We start from the raw sequence: 21777 nt of genomic DNA, 5'->3' as shown, positions 1-21777 counted from the left end.
GTATCCCCTTACTGTTAATATCGAAACTCTTCGTAGTCCATTTCAACTGCATCTTTGATGCGCTCAAGTATATCTGGAACAGCACTAATAACTCGGTTCCAACTCGGTATGAAGGGGGTTTCCATTGGGTTTTCAAGGAAACTTTGACCTGCTTTCATAATGTTTTCAGCAAACATTTCTACCGCTTTTTCTTCTCTATGGATGTCTAGTTCTAAACCATTCATTACCGCATCGTTGTGGTATGTTTCAACAAAATCTAATGCAATACGAAAATAGGTCGCTTTGAGTGTACGGAAGGACTCATTGGTGAATGTAAACCCTTGCGTTGCCAACTTACGAAATAGTGCTTTGGTAATGTCTATGGACATTTTAGACAAGCCACCTTGATCGTTATGTAAGGATAGATCTTGGTGTTTGTGGTCATAAGTTTCAGCAATGTCTACCTGACACAAACGATTATGGGAGTAGTTTCGGTGCATTTCGGACAACACGCCTATTTCTAATCCCCAATCGCTAGGAATACGAATATCATTTAACACATCACGTCTGAATGAAAATTCGCCCGCCAATGGATATCTAAAACTGTCCATGAATTCTAAGTATTCGTTATTACCTACGGTGCGTTTTAACGCTCGTAACAACGGAGTCACTAATAAGCGGGAAACACGACCGTTAATTTTCCCATCTGCTACACGGGCATAATAACCTTTACAAAATTCATAATTGAACTGTGGATGAGCAACCGGATAAATCAATTTGGCAAGTAAGCTTCGATCATAGGTTAAAATGTCACAATCGTGCAGCGCGATGGATTCTGCCCGTCCTGTGGCAAGAATATAGCCCATGCAATACCAAACATTGCGGCCTTTACCCATTTCTTTTGGCGCTAAGCCCATGTCGGCTAATTCTTTATCAATGGCTTTTAAACGCGGGCCATCATTCCACAAAATACGATGGTGTTGCGGAAGTTTGTCAAAAAACTTAATAGCGTGCTGATATTGTTCTTTTGAAGCTCTGTCCAAACCAATTACAATTTCATTTAAATAAGGAACTTTGCAAATATGATTGATGATTTCAGGCATTGCTTCGCCCTCAAGTTCAGAAAACAAACTTGGCAATAGCAGCCCTAAAGGACGTTTTTTAGAAAAGGCCAACAATTCAGATTCCATTTCATCAATGGGACGTTTTGAAAGTTGGTGTAATGTTGTGGTTATTCCGTTTTGGTAAAAATCAGCCATTTTCTGGCTCCTTTAACGTTAAATTTAATATTTTTTGAAGACATTCAGTCCAACCCTCAGGTCCTTCGAGTTGGCTATCAAACACATTTTCTGTACGTTGTAATTGCGGGTAGTCGTTAACGGGAGACTTGATGCGCACTGCAATGTCTGCAGCATCAAGCATAGCAGCATCATTTTGACCGTCTCCTAATGCAATTGAAACCCAGTTTATCTCTGGATATTGGCGTTGTAATTCACCGACAAACCAATTTAACGCTGCACCTTTATCTGTTTCTCCTGAAATATGAATAAAGCGTCCGCCTATCAGGGTTTTAGCCCCCAATTGTGTGACGCACTTGATAAATTCTTTCTTTTGTTGTTCGCTTCCAAGCCATAATACTGGTTCACCGTATAACCTATTTGCAGCCCGTTTTGCTTGTTCCGGTTCTAATCCAGTAGCATCACATATCTCGGAAAGTGTCATTTTTGAAAAGTGGGTAAATTGACCGGCAAAATCACTTTCAATTTTCTTTAGTAAACTTAACCAATAACTTTTCTTGGAGGTGAAATTGCGAACCCAATTTTTACCAACCCATTGGGTATGTGCGGGTTTTTTCTTGAAGAAACCATGTGGGATATGGATTGCCGCGCCATTTTCCACAATGAACGGACCTTGTAAGTCTAATTGCTCGGTCAATTCCTGCATTTCATCATAGGTTTTACTGGTATTCGGAATAACTGGAATATTATTTTTTTTCAAAAAAGCGAGCATCTTTTTTGCGGCTTCGTGGCTGTAAGAATGATGATCCAGTAATGTGCCATCCATATCGGTAAAAATGACAAACTGGTCGCTCATTTTATCCCCTTTACGTTGATAATTTTTCGATGTTTATCTAATTCAAATACGACATCACAGGTTTCACTAAGAGTAGCCAAACTCTGATCCGTTAGTCTTTGATAGTGCTGAATAAATCGTTTAATTTCGTTTGCTGACATAATCCCACTGTTAGCTTCAGAATTCGAAGCAGTTGCCAATTTTTGGATAAGTTTTTGTTCTTGCTGCAAGCGCCAATCAAATACACATTCAAAAGAAGGTGCTTTTAACATTACCCAAAAATCCATTAATTGATATAAGTTTTGATATTCAGTTTGCAGTTGTTGATTAACAAAAGTGCGCCAAACGCTATTGCTGTCTTCTTCAGACTCTAAGGTGTTTACCGGAACTGACAGCTGCTCGTTGGTTTGCGCAGTGACTCCCCAGCACCAACCTTCCATCAATATAATATCCACAGGCTCTTCGATGATAGGCCAATCTTCCGTTGGGAAAGGGTCGTCTGTTGCTTTATTAAACCGTGGAATGGCAAACCCAGTTTTGCGTTCCTTTAAACTGAGCAATACTTGTTTTAATAACGCTGTATCGTGGGTCCCTGGTACGCCACGGGTCGCTAATAAAGGATGTATATTTTGCGCTAACTGTTGTCGATAATCTTTTGAAAAATAAAAGTCATCGAGTGAAAGGTTTATCACGCGCAGTTGTTTTATTTCTACTAAATAGGTGAGTACCAGTTCTGTTAGGGTGGATTTACCAGAACCTTGGCAACCATTAATACCAACAAAAATCGGCCCTTCTGCACCGTCATGGTGCATTTTTAGTTTTTCAGCTAAAGGGATGAACCATGTTAGCGCAACGTCGCCAAAGTTCGCATCGAGTTGGTGTTTTTCGATAAAGGCTTCAAGTAGCCTTTTAGATTCTGGGGTTACCTTCAAAATTAGCCTTTATAGAGTAAATAATTAATTGGAATTTTCATTATCATCAAATAGAACTTACAACAAACGTGCCAATATGGTGCTAATTTTATTTATACAATTGTGCAAAATAAGATTCATTGATTTCAAATAAGCTCGATTATCTTCATCAACAATAAACAATTTGCGTTGCACCTCAATAGTGAGGTTAAATGCCATTATCAACAATGCTATACTAACGCTCAGTAAGATCTTAATATAGTAAGTGATAGTAAAAATGAAACTCCGAGCCTCTATTACTAAGTATTGAAATACAATATAGGTAGTTTTGGCCGCAACTATAATGGGTTGCCAGGGTAAATTGGGAAACTAGTTTGCCTCCCGCTACATGTTCAACAATTTGGTTGTTCGTGACTTTGGAAAGGTGTTTAACGTGTTAAAAGATAAATATGGACGTCGCTTCCATTACTTGCGGCTGTCCGTCACAGATGTTTGTAACTTCAGTTGCGACTATTGCCTTCCTGATGGTTACCAATGCGACTCCGATCGTAATTTTTTAAGTTTGTCTGAAATTCGCCAAATATGTGCTGGTTTTGCAGAGCTAGGAACTAAGAAAATTAGGATAACCGGAGGTGAGCCCTCATTACGCAAAGATCTCCCTGAGATTATACAAATTGCCGCCTCAACACCTGGTATTGAACAGGTTGCAATTACCACCAATGGTTATCGTTTAGAACAGCAAATCGACTCTTGGGTAGATGCGGGTCTGAATTCGCTGAATGTCAGCATAGATAGCCTTGATCCTCGCATGTTCGAAAGTATCACCGGACACGATAAACTCGAAACGATTTTGGCAGGTATCAGTCGTGGTATTGAACGTGGCTTAAAAGTCAAAGTAAATGGCGTGCTAATGCGCCAATATAACGGTAACGAACTCAGTGTATTTTTAAACTGGTTAAAACATACACCTATTACCTTTAGACTTATTGAATTGATGGAGACGGGTGAAAACAAAGATTTTTTCAAATTAAATCATTTGTCTGGTGAGCCAATTCAGCAGTATCTAACTGAAAACGGTTGGAGCCCAGTGATCCAAAATAACACCGCCGGGCCCGCTCAAGAATTTTGGCACCCTGATTATCAGGGTAAAATTGGCCTTATCATGCCTTACAGTAAAGACTTTTGCGCGACCTGTAATCGACTTAGAATAAGTGCAACTGGTAAGTTACACCTATGTCTTTTTGCTGATAAAGGTTTGGATATTCGAGAATATTTACAACAACAAGATACACAGCAATTACAGCGACAATTGCAAAAATTGTTAGGTGATAAAGATGCAACGCATTGGTTAGATCAAGGTTTCACGGGTGCCACTAAACACTTGGCAATGTTAGGCGGTTAAAGATGTTGGCTGAACCAGACTGCTTAAGCAAAACCTTGGGACTGATTTTAGCCGGAGGGCGGTCTAGTCGAATGGGGGTTGATAAGTCCACATTGAATCTGGCTGGCGTGTCTTTTTTACAACTTGCCATCAATCGTTTTGAATCCATCGGGATCAAAAATCAGGTGATTAGTTCTAACACCTTAAAAGGTGCGCTTACCGACAGATTGATTGATAAGGGGCCTTTAGCTGCACTGGATGCGGTGTTAAATCTTCCTGAACATCGATTAGCCAATGTCGACAGCTTATTAGTTGTTCCCATTGATATGCCGGTATTCCCAGCAGATAGTCTAAAGCAACTTGCTTTACAGGGGCGAGAACAGCATTCAGCTTGTTATTTCCAATCTCATCCTATGCCGTTTTTTATCATCTTAGATGATAATTTTAAGCAAACACTCAATGGGCAAATTCAATCCAATGATCGATCTATATTTTCGTTGCTGAAAAAACTCGCCGCAACTGAAATTGAATTGTCTGAAGACCAAATTTCACAACATGCTTTTTATAATGTAAATACGCCCGAACAAATGCAACAAGTGAAACAAATGTTTCCATGCTAGATGGGGTTTAGAACAGTTTTATGGAGGACAAATGCCTGCTACCAATAAGTTTATAGCACTGAATATCGCTGTGTTAACTGTGTCGGATACCCGAGATGAGGAAACTGACACATCGGGACGTTACCTAGTTGAGGCGGCAAGCAGTGCTGGGCATCAAGTGGTGGAGAAGCGAATTTGTAAAGATGATAAATATCAACTGCGTAGTATCGTTTCTAATTGGATCTTAGCGGAAAATGTTCAGGTAGTGATCACCACTGGCGGCACAGGCTTTACACCAAGGGATATGACTCCAGAAGCATTAGAAGTACTATTTGATAAGCAAATCGAAGGGTTCGGCGAGCTATTTCGACATATTTCTTATCAACAAATTAGTACTTCTACTGTGCAATCCAGAGCGCTGGCAGGAATGGCAAACGGCACTGCTATATTTTGTTTACCAGGTTCAACTGGTGCATGTAAAACCGGCTGGCAAGATATATTACTGGAACAATTAGATAGTCGTCATAAACCTTGTAATTTTGTGGTTCACCTAAAAAACCTCAATATTGAGCAATGCGAAAGTAGGGGATAAGGTGAGTAATCAGTCAACAGAAAGTGGAAAAAGCCTAAGCCATATCGATCACAAAGGTCGGGCAAATATGGTGGATGTAACCGACAAGGCCGTCACTCAAAGAACGGCCAGAGCGTCTGGATTTGTGCAAATGCAGGCTGATACATTAACTATGATCGCAAATGGACAACACGCTAAAGGTGATGTTTTTGCGGTGGCTCGCATTGCAGGTATACAAGCCGCGAAAAAATGCGCTGATCTAATTCCGCTGTGCCACCCATTAATGCTATCTAAAGTACAAGTGGATTTTAATGTTGATACAACAACAAATCGCGTAAATATTTTGGCTACCTGCAAACTGGCGGGGCAAACTGGCGTTGAAATGGAAGCGCTGACGGCTGTTTCTGTCGCTGCATTGACGCTTTTTGATATGTGCAAAGCGGTTGATCCGCATATGTTGATTGGCGATATTAAAGTTGAGCAAAAAAGTGGTGGAAAGACAGGCAATTGGCACCGCAGCGAATCTCAATCGTGTTAAAGAGGGTTTGATGAAAATACTGTTTTTTGGTCAACTGAGAGAACAACTGGGTGTTGCAGAATTATTGTTAAGCGAAACCCCCGATACTGTGCATGCTTTGCGTGATGTTTTGGCTTCTAAGGGCGAACTTTGGCAACAGTATCTATCAAGCGGTAATATTTTGGTTGCGGTTAACCAGACCATAAGTGACTTTGATACTGTTTTACAAGCAGATGACGAAGTGGCGTTTTTCCCTCCGGTCACTGGAGGCTAATGATGTTTAAAGCAAGCCAGTTAATTAACATTCTCGTACAGCCGCAAGATTTTGAGCATGCTGAAGAATATCAACGACTGAAAAATCATGGTACTCAATATGGTGCCATTGCTACCTTCACTGGTTTAGTTCGGGATATGAATTTAGGTGCAAATGTTAAGGGATTATTCCTCGAACATTATCCCGGAATGACGGAGAAAGTACTCGAAGATTTGGCTCTACAAGCGACCCAAAAGTGGTCATTAGGCGCAATCACTATCATTCATCGAATTGGGCAGTTAGATGTCAATCAACAGATTGTGTTTGTCGGAGTGAGTGCTAAACATAGAAAAGAGGCGTTTGAGGCTTGCCAGTTTTTAATGGATTTTTTAAAAACCCAAGCGCCCTTTTGGAAAAAGGAACTTAGGGACGATGCTGAGTATTGGATTGAAAAAAGACAATCTGATGATCTTGCTGTACAAAAATGGAGCAAGTGATAGGCTTCGACTTTCACTATCCCATAAACTCTTCCTAGACCTAAATAACCGCTAATTTGGAGTTAATTGTAGCCTCATTGGCTATTTATATTGCCGTTTATAGGCGCGTTTTATCCGCAACAAATCATGTGTAAATTAACAAATTTTCTAATTTCATTAACAACTTAGCTTGCCAAGTTAAGAAAATACTATCAACATGGTACAACTGAACAAAATAGTTAATCTAATTAAATGATTTGTTTTATAAAAAAGAGTAAAAGGAACCTCTAATGAAAAGTCTAGTTACTGATTTACCCAGCAAATTTTCCATTTGTCAAAAAGGCCTGATTACCAGTATCGCATTAGCTTTGTCTTCCAACAGTATCGCTCAACAAACACCGCAAGCGGATACTGACAATGAAGAAGAATATGAAGTCGTTGTTGTTACCGCCCAAAAAAGAACCCAACAATTATCTGAAGTCCCCATCGCAATTTCGTCTTTCAGTGCGTCCAGTATTGAGCAAACTGGGATTACCCAATTAACTGAACTTGCTGATTTCATTCCTAATTTATCCATTACTCGCACCACTGACTTTACCTCGGCCATTACGATTCGTGGGGTAGGGGCGAACAGCCGAAATATCGGTTTTGACACGCGAGTAGGGGTTTATTTGGACGGCGTATATCTTGGTCAGTCTCCAGCTCTAAACCAAGAGTTACTTGATTTAGAACGAGTAGAAGTATTACGCGGACCACAAGGTACCCTGTTTGGTAAAAACACGGTAGCTGGTGCAATTAATTTAATATCCAAAAAGCCGTCTGACGAGCTCGAAGGAAAATTGAGTGCTTCTATAGGTAACATGGGCGCTCGGGAAATTCAGGGCCAGATTAACGTACCCATTTCGGATACCAGTGCGGCTAAATTTTCGGTTACTAAGTTGGATCGTGATGGGTATATCAAAAACCTTACGACAGGCAACGATTTAAACGAGCGTGATGCCTTAGCTTATCGCGGTCAGTTTCGCTCACAACTATCTGACAAGTTAGAGCTTAACTTTAGCGTAGATGGACTGAACACCGAACGCCTATCATTTTTAGGGGAAGCGATTTCCGATACCCTAAGCACTATGCTGGATTTGGCTGCTCCTGAGAAAGATGAAGTCGCCACCACTATAGATACCTTTGAGAAGCGCGATATAGTCGGCGGATCATTAGACTTGTCTTATTCTATGGACAATGGCTACGACATAAAATCAATTACAGCATATCGTGATACCGATATTTTTTATCGTAATGATTCGGATTATGCAGCGGCTGATTTATTGGTGATTGAATATTCTGATCAATATGAGCAGTGGTCTCAAGAATTTCAATTCATCTCTCCACAAAATGATTCCGGCCTTGATTACGTCGCTGGATTGTATTTATACCGTCAAGACGCAGATACTCGACGAGATGCAATCAATGGTGTCCATTCATTCTTGTTTGGGAATGTACCAGGTTCAGTCGTAACCAATACCGGCTTTGTGACAACTGACAGTTATGCAGCTTATTTTAACGGTGGTTATGACCTGAGCGAAGACAGCTCGCTTGCTTTGGGATTGCGCTATACGGATGAGACAAAAGATCTTGATTGGTTGCTAGACGGTTCTGCTTCAGGGATTTTTGGTATTGGTAGTACTGACGGTCAACTGGTCGACTCACGTAGCGACAACTATGTATCTTATGCACTGAGCTTTAACCATGCTTTTAATAAAAACCTAAACGGTTATGCTAAATATTCAACTGGTTTTAAAAGCGGCGGTTATAATCTCGACTTCATCACCAATGCCGACCTCGCAGCGGGTATTCAATTTGATAAAGAAACCGTTGGTAGTGCAGAGTTGGGTTTAAAAGGTAACTTTTACCGTAACAGCTTAATTTTAAACTTCGCAGCATTTAGTTCTGAATTTAAAAACTATCAAGTTAATCAATTTATAGACTTGGGTAATGGTGCATCCTCAATTTCAATCCGTAATGCTGCCAAGGCGAATACCCAAGGTATAGAGCTTGAAATGACTTATAGACCTATTAGCAACCTAGAAATTCAAGCAAGTATGGGATTACTGGACACTGAATTTGATAGCTTTCCCGGTGGCCTAACTGGTGGCGGTAATGCCGAAGGAAAAGATCTAATCAATGCACCAGACAGTAATTTTTCGATTGGTGCTCAGTATATAACTGAAATTAGTTCACTTAACGCTGATTTAACGTTGCGCTTTGATGTTACTCACAGTAGTGGATTTTTTACCACAGTTGATAATGTCAAAACTGCAACGTTGGCCGATGGCACTGTTGTCGATTTTGGCCATGTGAACAGCATCACTCTAGTTAACGCGCGCATAGGTCTACTCGGCACTAACAATGGTTGGGAAGCGTACCTTTGGGGCCGTAACTTAGCTGACGTTCGTGATCCGACTGATAATCGTAAAGACTTTTTCGGTACGGTTACTTCAAATTATCAAGAGCCTCGCACTTACGGTGTAGAAGTGGTTTATAGCTTCTAAGGAGAAAACAATGCGAGTATTTTTGTTGTGTTTAGCATTTGTCACATTTGCTAGTTTATCTCAGGAAAAGAGGCAGCCACCAGCGTTGCCTGATTTTCCAGATTATCCGCCAGTAAGTGAAGTAACGGCGCAGACCAATGGCGATGTTTACTTTTCTTCAGTTACCCCTGGAGATTACAAATGGCTTGTCTTAGCGGAACAAAATCTCGCTGAAACTACCGTAAAAGCGCAATTGTTCTTGCCCGAAGGGGCAAGTGCCAGCAATCCAGTTCCTGCAATGGTAATTATTCACGGCAGTGGGGGAATTCTGCCTAGCCGTGAAATTGCCTATGGTCAATGGATGGCTGATCACGGTATTGCTGGTTTAGTGGTTAATTCCTATGGAGCTCGGGGCGTAACTGACGAAACGCCCTATGGGCTGCGAGTGGCCATTGTCAGCGATGCAGATGAAACTGCTGACGCATACGGTGCGCTAAAATTTCTAAACCAACATCCGGCAATTAATCCCGAAAAAATTGGCTTAATGGGCTTTTCCTATGGCGGAATGGCGACCCGTGCCGCTTTGGACAGTCGAATTCATCAAAATATGGCCGCGAAGGTTTTGCCTTTCGCCTTACATCTAGATTATTACGGCCCATGTCATTTTGATTTACAAACCGCTAAAACTACGGGGGCGCCATTATTTAGCTTACGTGGGGCAGAAGACAAATCAAATGACTTGGAGGCCTGTGCACGTCTTGAGAATCGTTTAAGAGACGCAGGTTCCGCAATTGGCAGTACTATCTTTCCAAGTGCTGGACATGGCTGGGAAATGGCTACACCAAGACAATTCATCGCCACCTTAAATCCAGCACCCTGTAATCAAGTTTTGTTGGAAAACGGTGATTGGCAAATAGACGGTAAAACAATTACTGTGCCTGATGAACTAAGTCGCCAAGAAAAGTATCTTTTCCGACTCGGCTTATTAGGACAAATGAAACAGTCTTGTATGTCTGAGGGATATATCATGGGACAAGATAAACAAACCCATGGATTATCTAATTTGCTACTTTCCCAATATACCTCAGCCTATTTATTAAATTAATCTCAGCACAATGGAGTTGCTATGAAATCGTTTTCGACTGTAATCTTTGTTTTATGTAGTTTGCTATTGTTGTTTCCAATTAGCAGTCACGCCAATCCACAATCTAGCAACAGCATAAAACGTCTTAGTTCTGAGCAATTTAAACAGTTAAATTTGCCCTTTTCCCAAGCAGTAGAAGCGAATGGGATCTTATATTTATCAGGCGAGTTAGGTGTGATCCCCGGCCAACTTAAACTAGTGGAAGGGGGCGTGGTAGCCGAAACACATCAAGCTCTGCAAAATATTAAGGCAACCTTAGAGAGATTTGGTTCAGGCATGGACAAAGTGATCAAATGCACCTTGTTCTTAGCTGATATTAACGAATGGGGGGATGTCAACAAAGTCTATATTGAGTATTTCAAAGAGTCTCTACCTGCTCGCAGTGCCGTTGCTGGTAGCGGTCTTGGTTTAGGCGGTAGGGTTGAAATTGAATGTATGGCTTTGGCCGCAGACGCATAAAAATCGGAGCCGGCGGCTGGTTATTTGAAATTTAAGTTTAGCCAGTCGTTGTGTTATTCTCGCCCGCATTCAAACCTGCCAAACAAACATACACTATGATAGAAAGAATCGAAAGCACCCCGCGGATGAGCCGCATTGTTAAACATAACGGCACCATTTACTTATGTGGGCAAGTCTGCAAAGACGCTGAAAAAGATATTACTGAACAAACAACTACTATGTTGGAAAAAGTCGACGAGCTTTTACATAAAGCAGGAAGCGATAAAAATCACATATTGTCAGCAACCATTTATGTCAAAGATATGAGTTACTTTTCTGCGATGAATGCCGTATGGGATGCATGGGTTCCAGAAGGCCACGCACCGGCTCGTGCCTGTGTTGCTGCAAAAATGGCAAGAGAAGCGCTGTTGGTCGAAATATCAGTGGTTGCAGCAGAAAAAAGTTAAGCACAAGTTTTACGCCGCGCGTAATCTATATTTTTGTTAGACTAGCGCGCTATATCGATTATAAATTAGTAAATAATGAAAGATTGTAATCAATGCGGAAAGTGCTGTATTAAATACGGCGGTGGCGATCTTAGCGCGAGTAAAGAAGAAATTGATTTGTGGGAAATATTTAACCCCGAGATATTTGAATACGTTAAGAATAATCAAATATGGTTCGATCCTGAGTCGGGAAACAGATTGAAAACCTGCCCATTCTTGGAAATCGAGCCTCAACAAAACCCGCTTTCCAGCAAAAAGTATAGCTGTAGCATTTACCAAAATAGACCAGAAGATTGTCGCCATTATCCCAGTCTTATTTCAGAAATGATAAGGGATGAATGTGAAATGATTGAAGTTAAAGATTTAACAAATCAAAAGCAGGCGCAAAAGAAACTTGATGTTCTGATGCAAGATAGTCGCCCTGCAAACGGTTAATAAGCTGGCAATCACAAATAGGTGATTGCGCTTAATGAATTCACTCGCTATGTTTGCGCAGAACATGTGTTGCAGTGGCGTTAAGCCTAGCGTTTGTATCTGCAGTTATCCCTAATTACATGCTTAAACCGTTGCCGTGAGCACTGCTCGAATGGGTGCAGGGTAGCCCTCAATCGTTTTTGTATGATCGTTGGGGTCGAGAAAATCAGCTAATGATTGACTGTCCATCCACTCTGTTTTGCGTTGTTCATCTAAACTTGTAGGTCCTACATCAACCACTTTTACATGTTTAAAGCCAACTCGTTGCAACCACACAGTTAGCGCCTTTGTACTGGGCAAAAACCACACATTACGCATTTGTGCATAACGTTCTCCGGCCATTAATACGCTGTGCTCATCCCCCTCAACTACCAGCGTTTCTAGGACCAATTGTCCACCAGGTCGCAGTTGCTGTTTCAGTTGTTGTAAAAAATCAATGGGGCTACGTCTATGATATAAAACACCCATAGAGAAAACCGTATCGAAGGCTTTTAAATCAGGGAGTTGTTCTACGCCAATGGGTAACAAATGAATGTTAGGGTTAGGATTAAAATGTTTAATGACCTGAAATTGCATTAAAAACAATTGCGTTGGGTCTATGCCTACAACAAAGTTTGCATCTTCCCCAAGCATCCGCCACATATGGTATCCACTGCCGCAACCAATATCTAATACTGTCCTGCCTGCGAGGGGTTCAATATGGGGCAGCACACGGTCCCACTTCCAGTCTGAACGCCATTCTGTATCAATAAAAATATCATGAATATAAAATGGACCTTTGCGCCAAGGTTTAAACTGTTTTAACAAACCGGTTATTTGGCGTTTGGTGTATTCATCAATATCGTCTGCAGTACCCATTCTAACCGCTTCTTTCAAATCGGTCTGTGACACATTAGTTTGCGGAAGTTTGCTTAGCAATTTTTGCCATTTGGCATAATCACCATGTAACTGCTGCTTTTCCCAAGCCGAAATTTGCGCGGGCAATACTTCTAGCCAATCACTTAATTGAGTCTGTGCAATAAGCGCATAAAATTGTTTAAACCAGTCATGAGCCATACTTATTTAACCACCAACATTGAAGTGAAATTGAAGCAACAAAACCACATCACAAAATTCTTAAAGCCCGCATTGGCCAACCTATTTTGATGGGTAGGTATGGAATCAATTAGCATGACGTTTTCAATTGCAGAGCGTTTTTGACTTATTTCCAATTCGCTGTATCCGTTATTTCGTTTAAATTCGTGATGTAAATCAATCACTAGTTCATTGGCTAAGCTGTTTTCATGACTAATTTTTTCAGACAGCACAAGAACCCCGCCAGGTTTCATCCCAGAGTAGATTTTTTGGATAAGAAAATCTCGTTGATTCGGAGGGATAAACTGCATAGTGAAATTCAGCACAACTACCGAGGCGTTGCTAATCTCAAAATCAAGAATATCATCACAGTAGACATTTACCGGTATGTCAGATTTAAATGCGTTGAGATGCAGTAGGCATTTATCTACCATTGCCTGAGAGTTATCAACGGCTATGATTTTACAGTCCGATTGTTTAACACTGCGACGCATGGCTAAACTCGCCGCACCTAACGAACAGCCTAAGTCGTATAAATTGCTGTCTTGCTGAGCAAAGCGATTGGCAATTAAACCTATATTATCGATAATGGTGCTGTAACCCGGTACCGAACGTTGGATCATATCTGGAAATACTTGCGCAACCGCTTCATCAAAACAGAAATCGTTTACTTTTGATTTGGGTTGCGAGTATATCGCGTCTTTTTGGCTCATCGTTTATAACTCACAAACACGATTAAAAAAATTTTCGGCAATTCTACCTGTGGCGATCGGTGTAAGCAAATCGAGCTAAAACTTTGAATATTTGAATACAACTGTAAAAACTTAGTTTAAACTTATCAAAATATAGACTAAAGTCTAAGCGTAATTTTGACGATATATTAATAATTAAAAATACAAGGGAAGTTTCATGCCAAAATTTCTAATAGCGGATGACCATCCGTTATTCAGAGAAGCATTAAAAGGTGCTTTGACTCCTTTATATGAGGAAGTGCAATTCGTTGAATCAGATGGGCTTGAAACAACGTTAGAGTCAATCCAAGCTTGTTCGGATATTGATATCATACTGCTTGATTTAAGCATGCCAGGCTGTGAAAAATTTTATGGGGTAATTCGTGTTTGTGGAGATTTCCCTGACATCCCTGTGATTGTTATTTCTGCTAGCGATCATCCCAAGATAATCTCTCAGGCCCTTGGTTACGGCGCAAAGGGCTTTGTTTCAAAATCAGCTGCTGTTGCATCCATTGCAGAGGCAATAGATACCGTTCTTGAAGGTGGTACTTGGGTACCTGAAGATTTGAAAAGTAGTATCGATAGCATATCTGGTGAGCAGCAAGAGATTGCATTGATGGTTGCCGAGTTAACCCCAAAGCAGTTTCAGGTGCTGAATTATTTGCAAGAAGGCTTGCTTAACAAACAAATCGCTTATGATATGGATGTGACTGAAGCAACTGTTAAAGCGCACACTAGTGCCATATTTAAGAAGTTGAAAGTTAACACCAGAACGCAAGCTGTATTGTTAGTTGAAAAGTTGCAGTCTAATATTTAGATATTCCGAAAACTCAAATTTAACTAATTTTTCAAGGTCTTTTTGATGATAGATTATGCTTTGCCATTAGTTGATTTGCATCGGCATTTAGATGGTAATATTCAACCCCATACAATATGGGAACTTGCCCAAAAACATCATATTCAATTACCTGCTAACACGTTGCAAGAAGTGGAACAGTTAACCCAGATTAATGATAAAACCAGTGATCTGTTGGCTTTTCTGGCAAAACTTGATGTGGGTGTGTCAGTTTTGGCTGACTATGATGCTTGTTATAAAGTGGCATATGAGAATATGCGAGATGCTAAGAATAGTCGCTTAGATTACGTTGAATTGCGCTTTTCTCCTTACTACATGGCTAAATCTCACGATTTGAATATGGTTGAGCTGATTGCCGCTGTTATTGATGGGGTCAGAGCCGGCGAAAAAGACTTTGCTGTGAAAGCCAATTTAATTGGCATATTGAGTCGCACCTTTGGTGCACAAACTTGTATGCAAGAACTTGATGCTTTATTGGCTTACCAAGACGACCTAGTTGCACTAGATTTAGCTGGCGATGAATTGGGTTATCCTGCTGAATTATTTATGGATCATTTTGTAAAGGCCAGAGATGCAGACTGGCACATTACCGTCCACGCCGGAGAAGCAGATGGTCCACAAAGTATTTGGAATGCGATATACAAGCTAGGCGCTTCTCGGATTGGTCATGGTGTTACTGCTGTGCAAGATGAAAAGCTGTTGGCGTATATGGCAGATAATAAAATTGCGATTGAGTCTTGCCCAACATCGAACTATCAAACCGCTACTGTAAAAAATTTAAAAAAACATCCGATGGCGACATTTTTAAAGCACAATGTTTTAGTCACTTTAAACACTGATGATCCTGCCGTTTCAAATATTGATATTGCCCATGAATACCAGATTGCGCATGAAGTTTTAGGGATATCAGAGCAGCAATTAAAAACCATCCAACTGAATGGGGTTAAAGCTGCTTTTTTAAGTGACGATGAGAAAAAAGCATTGTTAAATAAAGGCGTATAAGGGGCAGAGCATTCCGCTTAGCGTTAGCTTAAACCCAAGGTTGCGAATAACACAATTCAACAGTAGTAAAATCCCTAAGGTTTGGCATCTGCTAAAACAATCCTAGTTTTATGGCAACTAATGATAGGTTGCCCATGAAAATTTGCATGTAAAATATGACAGGTCCAAGCCTTCTATGAAATCAATTCTATTGTTAAACATCCTCGTTTTTATTGGGTTAATCAGCGGGTGCGCGTCGCAACCAAAGGTTTATATTTACGGCAAATACCTCGATAAACAACAAACTAATGAACTCAATGAAGCGTTAACGGCACGCAATTTTTTAGTTGAGTTTAATGATTTCGATTTTCCCACCTCGATTACCCAAAATACCATCTTGTATTCATTATTATTAGAGGATGCCGAAACGTTAACGGTTGCACAAAACATATTTGAACAATTAGATATAGCTGTCGATAATGTGCAAGGTTTGACGAATGGGAACCATTGGTACACGAAAAACTCGCTAGCTTTATTTGTATTTCCAGCTGAAACAAGTCTTCATAGCGGTGTATTTAAGCAAGATCTTGCACAAACTTATCAGCTTGAAGTAAACGAAGATTGCCAATTGAAGGCTGATTTAGAATTGAAGCCCAATGGCAAATACCGTTTTATTATCGATAATCCCGCTACACAGCTTAACAAATATTTACAGGGCGATTGGCTTTATCGGCAATATCCATATTTAGAACTTCGTCCTGATAAGGAACCTTATAGTTCAGGGTATTTTCAGATTTCTAAAATCTCAGAGCAGGATCAGATCAGTAAAATTGATTTTATCCGTTTAACGGCTATTGAGTCTAAAGTTGTTCCTGCTGGTTGCACGCTAGAATTCGGCCTCCGCTATTAACCATTAGCAATGGGGGAGTTTTAATCTGGTTAATTTGTTAGCGCGAGGATGAACGCAGGTTTGTAGGTTTTAAGCTGACAAAAAAAATCCCACTTAGTAAGTAGGATTTTTAGTTCTAGGCATATTTTCTAGTTCTAGACGGTCTATCCCTATTCAGTTCTAGACAGTCTATTCCTTTTCAGTTCTAGACAGTTTTTCTAGTTGCTAAAAAGTGCTTTAGCTTGCCTTGCTGCGGGGCTTTCTTTTAGGTTTGAGTAGGGTTTTATCAGCCATTAGCTCTTCAGGTGCAAAATCGTCAACGTTGATAGTATCTAATCTGCCTTGTTCAGCCCGTGCCATTAATTCAGACTCTTCTTCGGTTAGCACGCCCAATTCCAATCCTTTTTTGCCTACTTCATTTAGCTGCGTAAATGGATAGCGCTCATCTGCAGCTTTACACACTTTGTCATACAGTGGTTCAGCGGCTAAAATGTCATCTAAAATTTGCTCCAATTTACCCATAGGATTGCCTTCGTCACGACCTAGGTATTGACCTTCAGCTAGACGATTACGGGCCTCACCTGGGGTTTGTAAAAGGGTGGCAATTTTATGATCCAATTCATCACCAGGTTTGGTGAAACTCTTACCAAACGGCATAATAATCGCCCGCAAGAAATAACCTAAAACTTTATTGGGGAAGTTATGCAATAACTCATCAATAGCCGTTTCCAATGAATAAAGGCTGTCTTGCATTGCGCGGTGTAACAGCACTAAGTCTTCTTTTTGACGACCTTGGTCATCAAACTTTTTAAGGGTAGCTGATGCTAAGTAAAGATAGCTTAAAATATCCCCTAAGCGCGCTGAAAGCCTTTCTTTGCGTTTTAACTCGCCGCCAAGAACAGCCATTGCAACATCTGATAATAATGCCATATTGGCACTGTAGCGCTTCATTGCTTTGTAGTATTTACTGGTTTCATCATCAAAAGGCGCATCGGCTGTGATTGCTCCTGTTAACGAATACCACCAACTTCTGAAGAAGTTACTCATTGCAAAACCAATATGACCAAACACTGCATGATCAAATTCTGCTAAGGCTTCACTTTCATCTTCTTTACCTGCGGCATACATTTCTTTTAACACAAATGGATGACAGCGTATTGCGCCTTGGCCATAAATCATCATGTTACGGGTCAAGATGTTTGCACCTTCAACGGTAATTGAAATAGGTGTTCCTTGATAAGCTCTACCCAAATAATTATTTGGACCAAGCATTATGCCTTTGCCGCCGTGAACATCCATGGAATCGTTTACTACTGAACGGATATTTTCGGTTAAGTGATACTTACAAATCGCTGAAATGACAGAGGGTTTTTCGCCTAAATCGACACCTTTTGTGGATAGACTTGTTACAGCATCCATCATATATGCGTTTGAGCCGATACGACCAAGCATTTCTTCGATGCCCTCCATTTTACCCACAGGAATTTTGAATTGGCGACGAATTCGCGCGTAAGCGCCCGTTGCTAGGGCAATTGATTTTGTAGCACCGGCAGCTGTTGAGGGCAGGGTGATACAACGTCCCACCGATAAACACTCAACCAACATACGCCAGCCTTGGCCAGCCATTTCTGCACCACCAATTATGTAGTCTAGTGGAACGAAGATGTCGGTGCCTTTCAAAGGCCCATTTTGGAATGGGATATTTAAAGGAAAGTGTCGATTACCAATTTCTAACCCCTTTGTATCGCGCGGGATTAAAGCGCAGGTAATTCCTAAATCTGACTCACCACCCAACAGACCTTCTGGATCTGTCATCTTGAAAGCTAAGCCAATTACAGTGGCGACGGGAGCTAAGGTAATATAGCGTTTATCAAAGGTAAGCTTCATACCAATGATTTCTTCGCCTTGCCAAGTGCCTTTGCACACTACACCAGTATCTGGAATAGCGCCTGCATCTGAGCCTGCTTCTCTACCGGTTAACGCAAAACAAGGTATTTCTTCCCCAGTAGCGAGACGCGGTAAGTAGTGATCTTGTTGTTCAGTGGTACCATAGTGTTGTAACAGTTCGCCAGGACCTAAAGAGTTGGGTACACCAACGGTAGTAGCCAAAACCGCATTACAACCTGATAACTTTTGTAATACTCTGGATTGCGCATAGGCGGAAAATTCCAAACCACCGTATTTCTTTTTGATGATCATGGCGAAGAATTTGTTGTCTTTAAGAAACTGCCAAGTTTCAGGCGATAAATCGGCACGAGTGTGGTGCACTTCCCAGTCATCAACCATACGACAGGCTTCTTCAACAGGCCCATCTAAAAATGCTTGCTCTTCCGCACTTAAAACTGCTTTTGGAATGGCATGCAATTTTCTCCAATCAGGATTACCGCTGAAGATTTCACCGTCCCACCAAACAGTACCGGCATCAATTGCTTCTTTTTCAGTAGTGGACATTTCCGGCATGATTTTACGATACATATCGAGCATTGGCTGTGTCATGTATTGCTTTCTAACAGATTCCATATTCAACGGAATCGCAATGCCTAAAAACACTAACCAAGTGAAAAAGCCAACATATCCAAAGGTAGTTGCAAGTAGCAACACTAAGCCAACAATTACACAGGCGTTAAGTAACCTCAATCGGAGAAAACTGACTACGCCTACAGCACCGATAACGGTGACTAACCACAATATAATATTCATTCTAAAGACCTTTTTCTGACCAAGAAGTAAAAATATGCCTGTTTTTGATGGAGATCAAATGCATTCATCTTATAGCTAATTATAAGCATGGCTATATTACTGATGTTTTCAAGGCTAATTTGCTATTTAGAGGGGTTCCTTGAGTGAAAAATAAGCATTCAAAAGTAATTGAATGCTATTTATCACGTTTCTTGTACGTTATTGCTAAGGAAATGGATGTTAGTTACTTGCCGCAGCTGTTGTAAAAGCAGAAAGCTGGATGTCGCCTTGTTCTTCGCCATCCTTAAATTGCTTCAATCTTACTAATTGATAGCCGAGTGATGGCGCAAACCATGCGTAGGTTTCGCGAGTGGAATTAGGACGGACTATTTTAACTTTAACACCTTCTAGTAAACCATAAGGAAGAGAAAGCTGCTCAGTTGACATCACAACTAAATTGTATTGTTTTAATTCGCCGCGATAGTTCAGCAGATTGTACTGTAATTCTTTTTTACCGGCAGCAAGCTGCAGTTGTATGTCTAACCGGTAAAGTTGGTTATCGAATTCATCATGCCACTGTACGCTGGATTCATTATTGATTTTGATGGAGTTTTTTTGCCGATCAAATTGAGCGACTAAACTTTTGTCAGAACCGAAACCGGTGCGTTCGTAACTGTATTTGAAGGGAATAATGTTATCGTCATTAAAGCTAAATAAACTCACTTCTGTGCGTTTATCGGATAAAAAGAACATTGAAACCTTAGACTGATAAGATAAACGAAAACGTTGACGACCAAGAGACTCAAGTTTTAAGTTTGCGGTACCTAGTTCTTTACCAAAACGAAATGCTTTGTAATGGGCATCAAATTCGGTTAATTCGGCAGCGTGTACGCTAGCACCCAAGTTGAGGCAGAATAATACTATTCCCCATAACAAGCATTTAATCAGTCGCATATCCGTTTTGTGGAAGTTCCTGTCCATCTAATACTGCCTTATTGTTGATCATCAGTAATCGCTGCTTACAAAACCAGTCTACAACAAGTGGATATATATTTCGCTCTTGTTGCTGGACCCTTTCGGCTAATTCAGCAGCTGTATCATGCTCAAAAACTGGTACTTTGGATTGAATAATCACAGGACCACCATCAAGTTCTGGTGTCACGAAGTGCACGGATGCACCATGTTCCAAGTCTTTTGCATCAATGGCTTTTTGATGGGTATTTAAACCTTTGTATTTAGGTAACAAAGAAGGGTGGATATTGATCATCCTGCCACTGAAGCTAGTTACAAATTGTTCGGTTAAAATACGCATAAAGCCAGCGAGTACCACTAAGTCAGGTGAGTATTTATCTATTGCTGCTTTTAAAGCTTGGTCATATTCAACACGGCTGTCAAACTCTCGGTGATTAACACAAAGTGCATCGATTCCGGCATTTTCTGCTCGTTGTAAGCCAAACGCAGAGGGTTCATTGGAAATAACCGCTGTGACTTTTGCTAAATCAGTTTTGTCACTGAAATAGTCGATAATGGCCTGTAAATTAGAACCATTACCGGAGACTAATACAACGATTGATTTTGCTGAACGACTCAATTAAACAATCTCAACTTGTTCTTGTTGCTCACCGCATTCAGCGATTTCACCTAGTACCCAAGCATTTTCGCCCAGTTCATTTAGGTAATTTACCGCTGCTTGCGCTTCTGCTTGTGGTAATACAATCATCAGACCAACACCACAGTTAAAAGTTCGGAACATTTCGTGGTCGGTGATATTTCCATTTTCTTGAAGCCAATCAAAAATGGCAGGTCTTGTCCAACTGTTGCGCTGAACTACTGCTTTTGCATTGTCAGGTAATACCCGAGGAATGTTTTCCCAGAAACCACCACCGGTGATATGAGAAATAGCATGAACACTGTGCTTTTCTAACAAAGCTAAGACAGATTTAACGTAAATCCGTGTTGGTTCGAGCAAGTGATCAGCAATAGTACTGTCTGCAAAGGGGGTTTCTGGATCTGTACCACTGACTTCCAGTACTTTTCTGACTAAAGAATAGCCATTTGAATGAGGACCTGAAGAGGCAAGGGCAATGATTGCATCGCCAGGAGCAACTTTACTACCGTCGATTACTTCATCGGCTTCAACAACACCTACACAAAAACCAGCCACATCGTAATCGTTACCGTGGTACATGCCAGGCATTTCAGCGGTTTCGCCACCAATCAGTGCACAGCCAGATAATTCGCAACCTGCACCTATGCCGCTGACCACTTCGGTAGCCGTATCTACATCAAGCTTACCGGTTGCGTAATAGTCTAAAAAGAATAATGGCTCTGCACCTTGAACAATCAAATCGTTAACGCACATAGCAACCAAATCGATGCCGATACCAAAATGACGTTTAAGATCCATCGCTAGTCTTAATTTGGTACCTACACCATCGGTGCCTGATACGAGTAAAGGAGAACGATACTTTTGAGGAATTGAGCACAATGCACCGAAACCTCCCAAGCCGCCTTTCACTTCTGGGCGGTGAGTTTTTTTGGTCACGGACTTGATTCGTTCTACCAGTTGATTTCCTGCATCAATATCGACGCCTGCGTCTTTATAGCTCAGAGATGGGTTAGAATCGCTCACAATATTCCTCAGTAAAAAATTTTTGCGGATTTTATCAGTATGACAAAAGAAAAGGTACTGTAAATCGAGGTATTTTCTATCTAGACAG

Annotated in this window: 23 protein-coding genes and 1 riboswitch; of the genes, 14 read left to right on the top strand and 9 right to left on the bottom strand. The window is 40.9% G+C overall.

The window, feature by feature from the left end:
• Positions 1-14: 14 nt before the first annotated feature.
• The 3 genes from VUI23_RS11700 to VUI23_RS11690 are packed head-to-tail and all read right to left on the bottom strand — an operon-like array spanning position 15 to position 2984.
• On the bottom strand, positions 15-1238 hold the full coding sequence (locus VUI23_RS11700; protein ID WP_342804478.1) for a glycosyl transferase: 1224 nt from the start codon (positions 1236-1238) through the stop codon (positions 15-17).
• Positions 1231-2073: an HAD-IIB family hydrolase gene (locus tag VUI23_RS11695; RefSeq protein WP_216047471.1), complete on the bottom strand. Its 843-nt coding sequence runs from the start codon at positions 2071-2073 to the stop codon at positions 1231-1233. The genes VUI23_RS11700 and VUI23_RS11695 overlap by 8 nt, the downstream gene beginning before the upstream one ends.
• Positions 2070-2984 (bottom strand): kinase, encoded by a 915-nt coding sequence (locus VUI23_RS11690; RefSeq protein ID WP_342804477.1) that lies wholly within the window; start codon positions 2982-2984, stop codon positions 2070-2072. The genes VUI23_RS11695 and VUI23_RS11690 overlap by 4 nt, the downstream gene beginning before the upstream one ends.
• Positions 2985-3234: 250 nt before the next feature.
• Positions 3235-3407: riboswitch (molybdenum cofactor riboswitch) on the top strand.
• Between VUI23_RS11690 and moaA the strand changes: the two genes are divergently transcribed.
• The 11 genes from moaA to VUI23_RS11635 all read left to right on the top strand — a co-directional run bounded on the left by moaA (position 3397) and on the right by VUI23_RS11635 (position 11808).
• Positions 3397-4365, top strand: coding sequence for a GTP 3',8-cyclase MoaA (gene moaA, locus VUI23_RS11685; RefSeq protein ID WP_216047469.1), 969 nt, complete (start codon positions 3397-3399; stop codon positions 4363-4365). Its footprint overlaps the riboswitch before it by 11 nt.
• 2 nt (positions 4366-4367) lie before the next feature.
• A complete protein-coding gene (locus tag VUI23_RS11680; RefSeq protein WP_342804476.1) occupies positions 4368-4964 on the top strand; it encodes a molybdenum cofactor guanylyltransferase in 597 nt (198 codons plus the stop codon).
• A 31-nt stretch (positions 4965-4995) separates the two neighbouring features.
• Complete coding sequence (gene moaB / locus VUI23_RS11675) at positions 4996-5535, top strand: molybdenum cofactor biosynthesis protein B (RefSeq protein WP_342804475.1); 540 nt, start codon at positions 4996-4998, stop codon at positions 5533-5535.
• 1 nt (position 5536) lies between these two features.
• Positions 5537-6052, top strand: coding sequence for a cyclic pyranopterin monophosphate synthase MoaC (gene moaC / locus VUI23_RS11670; RefSeq protein WP_303500948.1), 516 nt, complete (start codon positions 5537-5539; stop codon positions 6050-6052).
• 7 nt (positions 6053-6059) lie between these two features.
• Positions 6060-6305, top strand: a complete 246-nt coding sequence (gene moaD, locus VUI23_RS11665; protein ID WP_216047529.1) for a molybdopterin converting factor subunit 1 — start codon at positions 6060-6062, stop codon at positions 6303-6305.
• Positions 6305-6781 carry a molybdopterin synthase catalytic subunit MoaE gene (moaE, locus tag VUI23_RS11660; protein WP_342804474.1) on the top strand — a complete coding sequence of 159 codons (477 nt, stop codon included), beginning with the start codon at positions 6305-6307 and terminating at the stop codon, positions 6779-6781. Before moaD ends, moaE begins: the two co-directional genes overlap by 1 nt.
• Before the next feature lie 269 nt (positions 6782-7050).
• Positions 7051-9306, top strand: coding sequence for a TonB-dependent receptor (locus VUI23_RS11655; protein ID WP_216047464.1), 2256 nt, complete (start codon positions 7051-7053; stop codon positions 9304-9306).
• A 10-nt stretch (positions 9307-9316) separates the two neighbouring features.
• Positions 9317-10390, top strand: coding sequence for a dienelactone hydrolase family protein (locus VUI23_RS11650; protein WP_216047463.1), 1074 nt, complete (start codon positions 9317-9319; stop codon positions 10388-10390).
• 21 nt (positions 10391-10411) lie between these two features.
• The gene (locus VUI23_RS11645; RefSeq protein ID WP_216047462.1) at positions 10412-10888 is read left to right on the top strand and encodes a Rid family detoxifying hydrolase; all 477 of its coding nucleotides are present in this window, start codon (positions 10412-10414) and stop codon (positions 10886-10888) included.
• Positions 10889-10983: 95 nt separating this feature from the next.
• Positions 10984-11334 (top strand): RidA family protein, encoded by a 351-nt coding sequence (locus VUI23_RS11640; protein ID WP_216047461.1) that lies wholly within the window; start codon positions 10984-10986, stop codon positions 11332-11334.
• Between the two features lie 75 nt (positions 11335-11409).
• Positions 11410-11808 carry a YkgJ family cysteine cluster protein gene (locus tag VUI23_RS11635; RefSeq protein ID WP_342804473.1) on the top strand — a complete coding sequence of 133 codons (399 nt, stop codon included), beginning with the start codon at positions 11410-11412 and terminating at the stop codon, positions 11806-11808.
• A 123-nt stretch (positions 11809-11931) separates the two neighbouring features.
• On the opposite strand, the gene cmoB is transcribed toward VUI23_RS11635, so the two are convergent.
• Both cmoB and cmoA read right to left on the bottom strand, forming a co-directional pair.
• Positions 11932-12903 (bottom strand): tRNA 5-methoxyuridine(34)/uridine 5-oxyacetic acid(34) synthase CmoB, encoded by a 972-nt coding sequence (cmoB, locus tag VUI23_RS11630; protein WP_342804472.1) that lies wholly within the window; start codon positions 12901-12903, stop codon positions 11932-11934.
• Positions 12904-12905: 2 nt separating this feature from the next.
• Complete coding sequence (cmoA, locus tag VUI23_RS11625; RefSeq protein WP_216047458.1) at positions 12906-13634, bottom strand: carboxy-S-adenosyl-L-methionine synthase CmoA; 729 nt, start codon at positions 13632-13634, stop codon at positions 12906-12908.
• A 196-nt stretch (positions 13635-13830) separates the two neighbouring features.
• On the opposite strand from cmoA, the gene VUI23_RS11620 reads away from it, so the two are divergent.
• From VUI23_RS11620 to VUI23_RS11610, 3 genes are all read left to right on the top strand, one after another.
• The gene (locus VUI23_RS11620) at positions 13831-14469 is read left to right on the top strand and encodes a response regulator transcription factor (RefSeq protein ID WP_216047457.1); all 639 of its coding nucleotides are present in this window, start codon (positions 13831-13833) and stop codon (positions 14467-14469) included.
• A 45-nt stretch (positions 14470-14514) separates the two neighbouring features.
• Positions 14515-15510, top strand: coding sequence for an adenosine deaminase (add, locus tag VUI23_RS11615; RefSeq protein WP_342804471.1), 996 nt, complete (start codon positions 14515-14517; stop codon positions 15508-15510).
• A 175-nt stretch (positions 15511-15685) separates the two neighbouring features.
• Complete coding sequence (locus tag VUI23_RS11610) at positions 15686-16399, top strand: hypothetical protein (protein WP_342804470.1); 714 nt, start codon at positions 15686-15688, stop codon at positions 16397-16399.
• A 216-nt stretch (positions 16400-16615) separates the two neighbouring features.
• On the opposite strand, the gene fadE is transcribed toward VUI23_RS11610, so the two are convergent.
• The 4 genes from fadE to purM all read right to left on the bottom strand — a co-directional run bounded on the left by fadE (position 16616) and on the right by purM (position 21689).
• The gene (gene fadE / locus VUI23_RS11605; RefSeq protein ID WP_303500939.1) at positions 16616-19078 is read right to left on the bottom strand and encodes an acyl-CoA dehydrogenase FadE; all 2463 of its coding nucleotides are present in this window, start codon (positions 19076-19078) and stop codon (positions 16616-16618) included.
• Between the two features lie 219 nt (positions 19079-19297).
• Positions 19298-20038, bottom strand: coding sequence for a DUF3108 domain-containing protein (locus VUI23_RS11600; protein ID WP_252728898.1), 741 nt, complete (start codon positions 20036-20038; stop codon positions 19298-19300).
• On the bottom strand, positions 19998-20648 hold the full coding sequence (purN, locus tag VUI23_RS11595; protein ID WP_342804469.1) for a phosphoribosylglycinamide formyltransferase: 651 nt from the start codon (positions 20646-20648) through the stop codon (positions 19998-20000). The genes VUI23_RS11600 and purN overlap by 41 nt, the downstream gene beginning before the upstream one ends.
• Complete coding sequence (purM, locus tag VUI23_RS11590) at positions 20649-21689, bottom strand: phosphoribosylformylglycinamidine cyclo-ligase (protein ID WP_342804468.1); 1041 nt, start codon at positions 21687-21689, stop codon at positions 20649-20651.
• Positions 21690-21777 lie beyond the last annotated feature (88 nt).

It is taken from the genome of Alteromonas sp. M12 (assembly GCF_037478005.1).
GTDB classification, from domain to species: Bacteria; Pseudomonadota; Gammaproteobacteria; order Enterobacterales; family Alteromonadaceae; genus Aliiglaciecola; species Aliiglaciecola lipolytica_A.
This window is presented reverse-complemented; position numbering and strand designations above follow the sequence as displayed.

Excerpts from the sequence above, each read along its gene's own strand:
- VUI23_RS11700 (WP_342804478.1), bottom strand. The coding sequence starts at position 1,238 with ATGGCTGATTTTTACCAAAACGGAATAACCACAACATTACACCAACTT.
- VUI23_RS11695 (WP_216047471.1), bottom strand. The coding sequence starts at position 2,073 with ATGAGCGACCAGTTTGTCATTTTTACCGATATGGATGGCACATTACTG.
- VUI23_RS11680 (WP_342804476.1), top strand. The coding sequence starts at position 4,368 with ATGTTGGCTGAACCAGACTGCTTAAGCAAAACCTTGGGACTGATTTTA.
- moaB (WP_342804475.1), top strand. The coding sequence starts at position 4,996 with ATGCCTGCTACCAATAAGTTTATAGCACTGAATATCGCTGTGTTAACT.
- moaE (WP_342804474.1), top strand. The coding sequence starts at position 6,305 with ATGATGTTTAAAGCAAGCCAGTTAATTAACATTCTCGTACAGCCGCAA.
- VUI23_RS11655 (WP_216047464.1), top strand. The coding sequence starts at position 7,051 with ATGAAAAGTCTAGTTACTGATTTACCCAGCAAATTTTCCATTTGTCAA.
- VUI23_RS11650 (WP_216047463.1), top strand. The coding sequence starts at position 9,317 with ATGCGAGTATTTTTGTTGTGTTTAGCATTTGTCACATTTGCTAGTTTA.
- VUI23_RS11645 (WP_216047462.1), top strand. The coding sequence starts at position 10,412 with ATGAAATCGTTTTCGACTGTAATCTTTGTTTTATGTAGTTTGCTATTG.
- VUI23_RS11640 (WP_216047461.1), top strand. The coding sequence starts at position 10,984 with ATGATAGAAAGAATCGAAAGCACCCCGCGGATGAGCCGCATTGTTAAA.
- VUI23_RS11635 (WP_342804473.1), top strand. The coding sequence starts at position 11,410 with ATGAAAGATTGTAATCAATGCGGAAAGTGCTGTATTAAATACGGCGGT.
- cmoB (WP_342804472.1), bottom strand. The coding sequence starts at position 12,903 with ATGGCTCATGACTGGTTTAAACAATTTTATGCGCTTATTGCACAGACT.
- cmoA (WP_216047458.1), bottom strand. The coding sequence starts at position 13,634 with ATGAGCCAAAAAGACGCGATATACTCGCAACCCAAATCAAAAGTAAAC.
- VUI23_RS11620 (WP_216047457.1), top strand. The coding sequence starts at position 13,831 with ATGCCAAAATTTCTAATAGCGGATGACCATCCGTTATTCAGAGAAGCA.
- add (WP_342804471.1), top strand. The coding sequence starts at position 14,515 with ATGATAGATTATGCTTTGCCATTAGTTGATTTGCATCGGCATTTAGAT.
- VUI23_RS11610 (WP_342804470.1), top strand. The coding sequence starts at position 15,686 with ATGAAATCAATTCTATTGTTAAACATCCTCGTTTTTATTGGGTTAATC.
- fadE (WP_303500939.1), bottom strand. The coding sequence starts at position 19,078 with ATGAATATTATATTGTGGTTAGTCACCGTTATCGGTGCTGTAGGCGTA.
- VUI23_RS11600 (WP_252728898.1), bottom strand. The coding sequence starts at position 20,038 with ATGGACAGGAACTTCCACAAAACGGATATGCGACTGATTAAATGCTTG.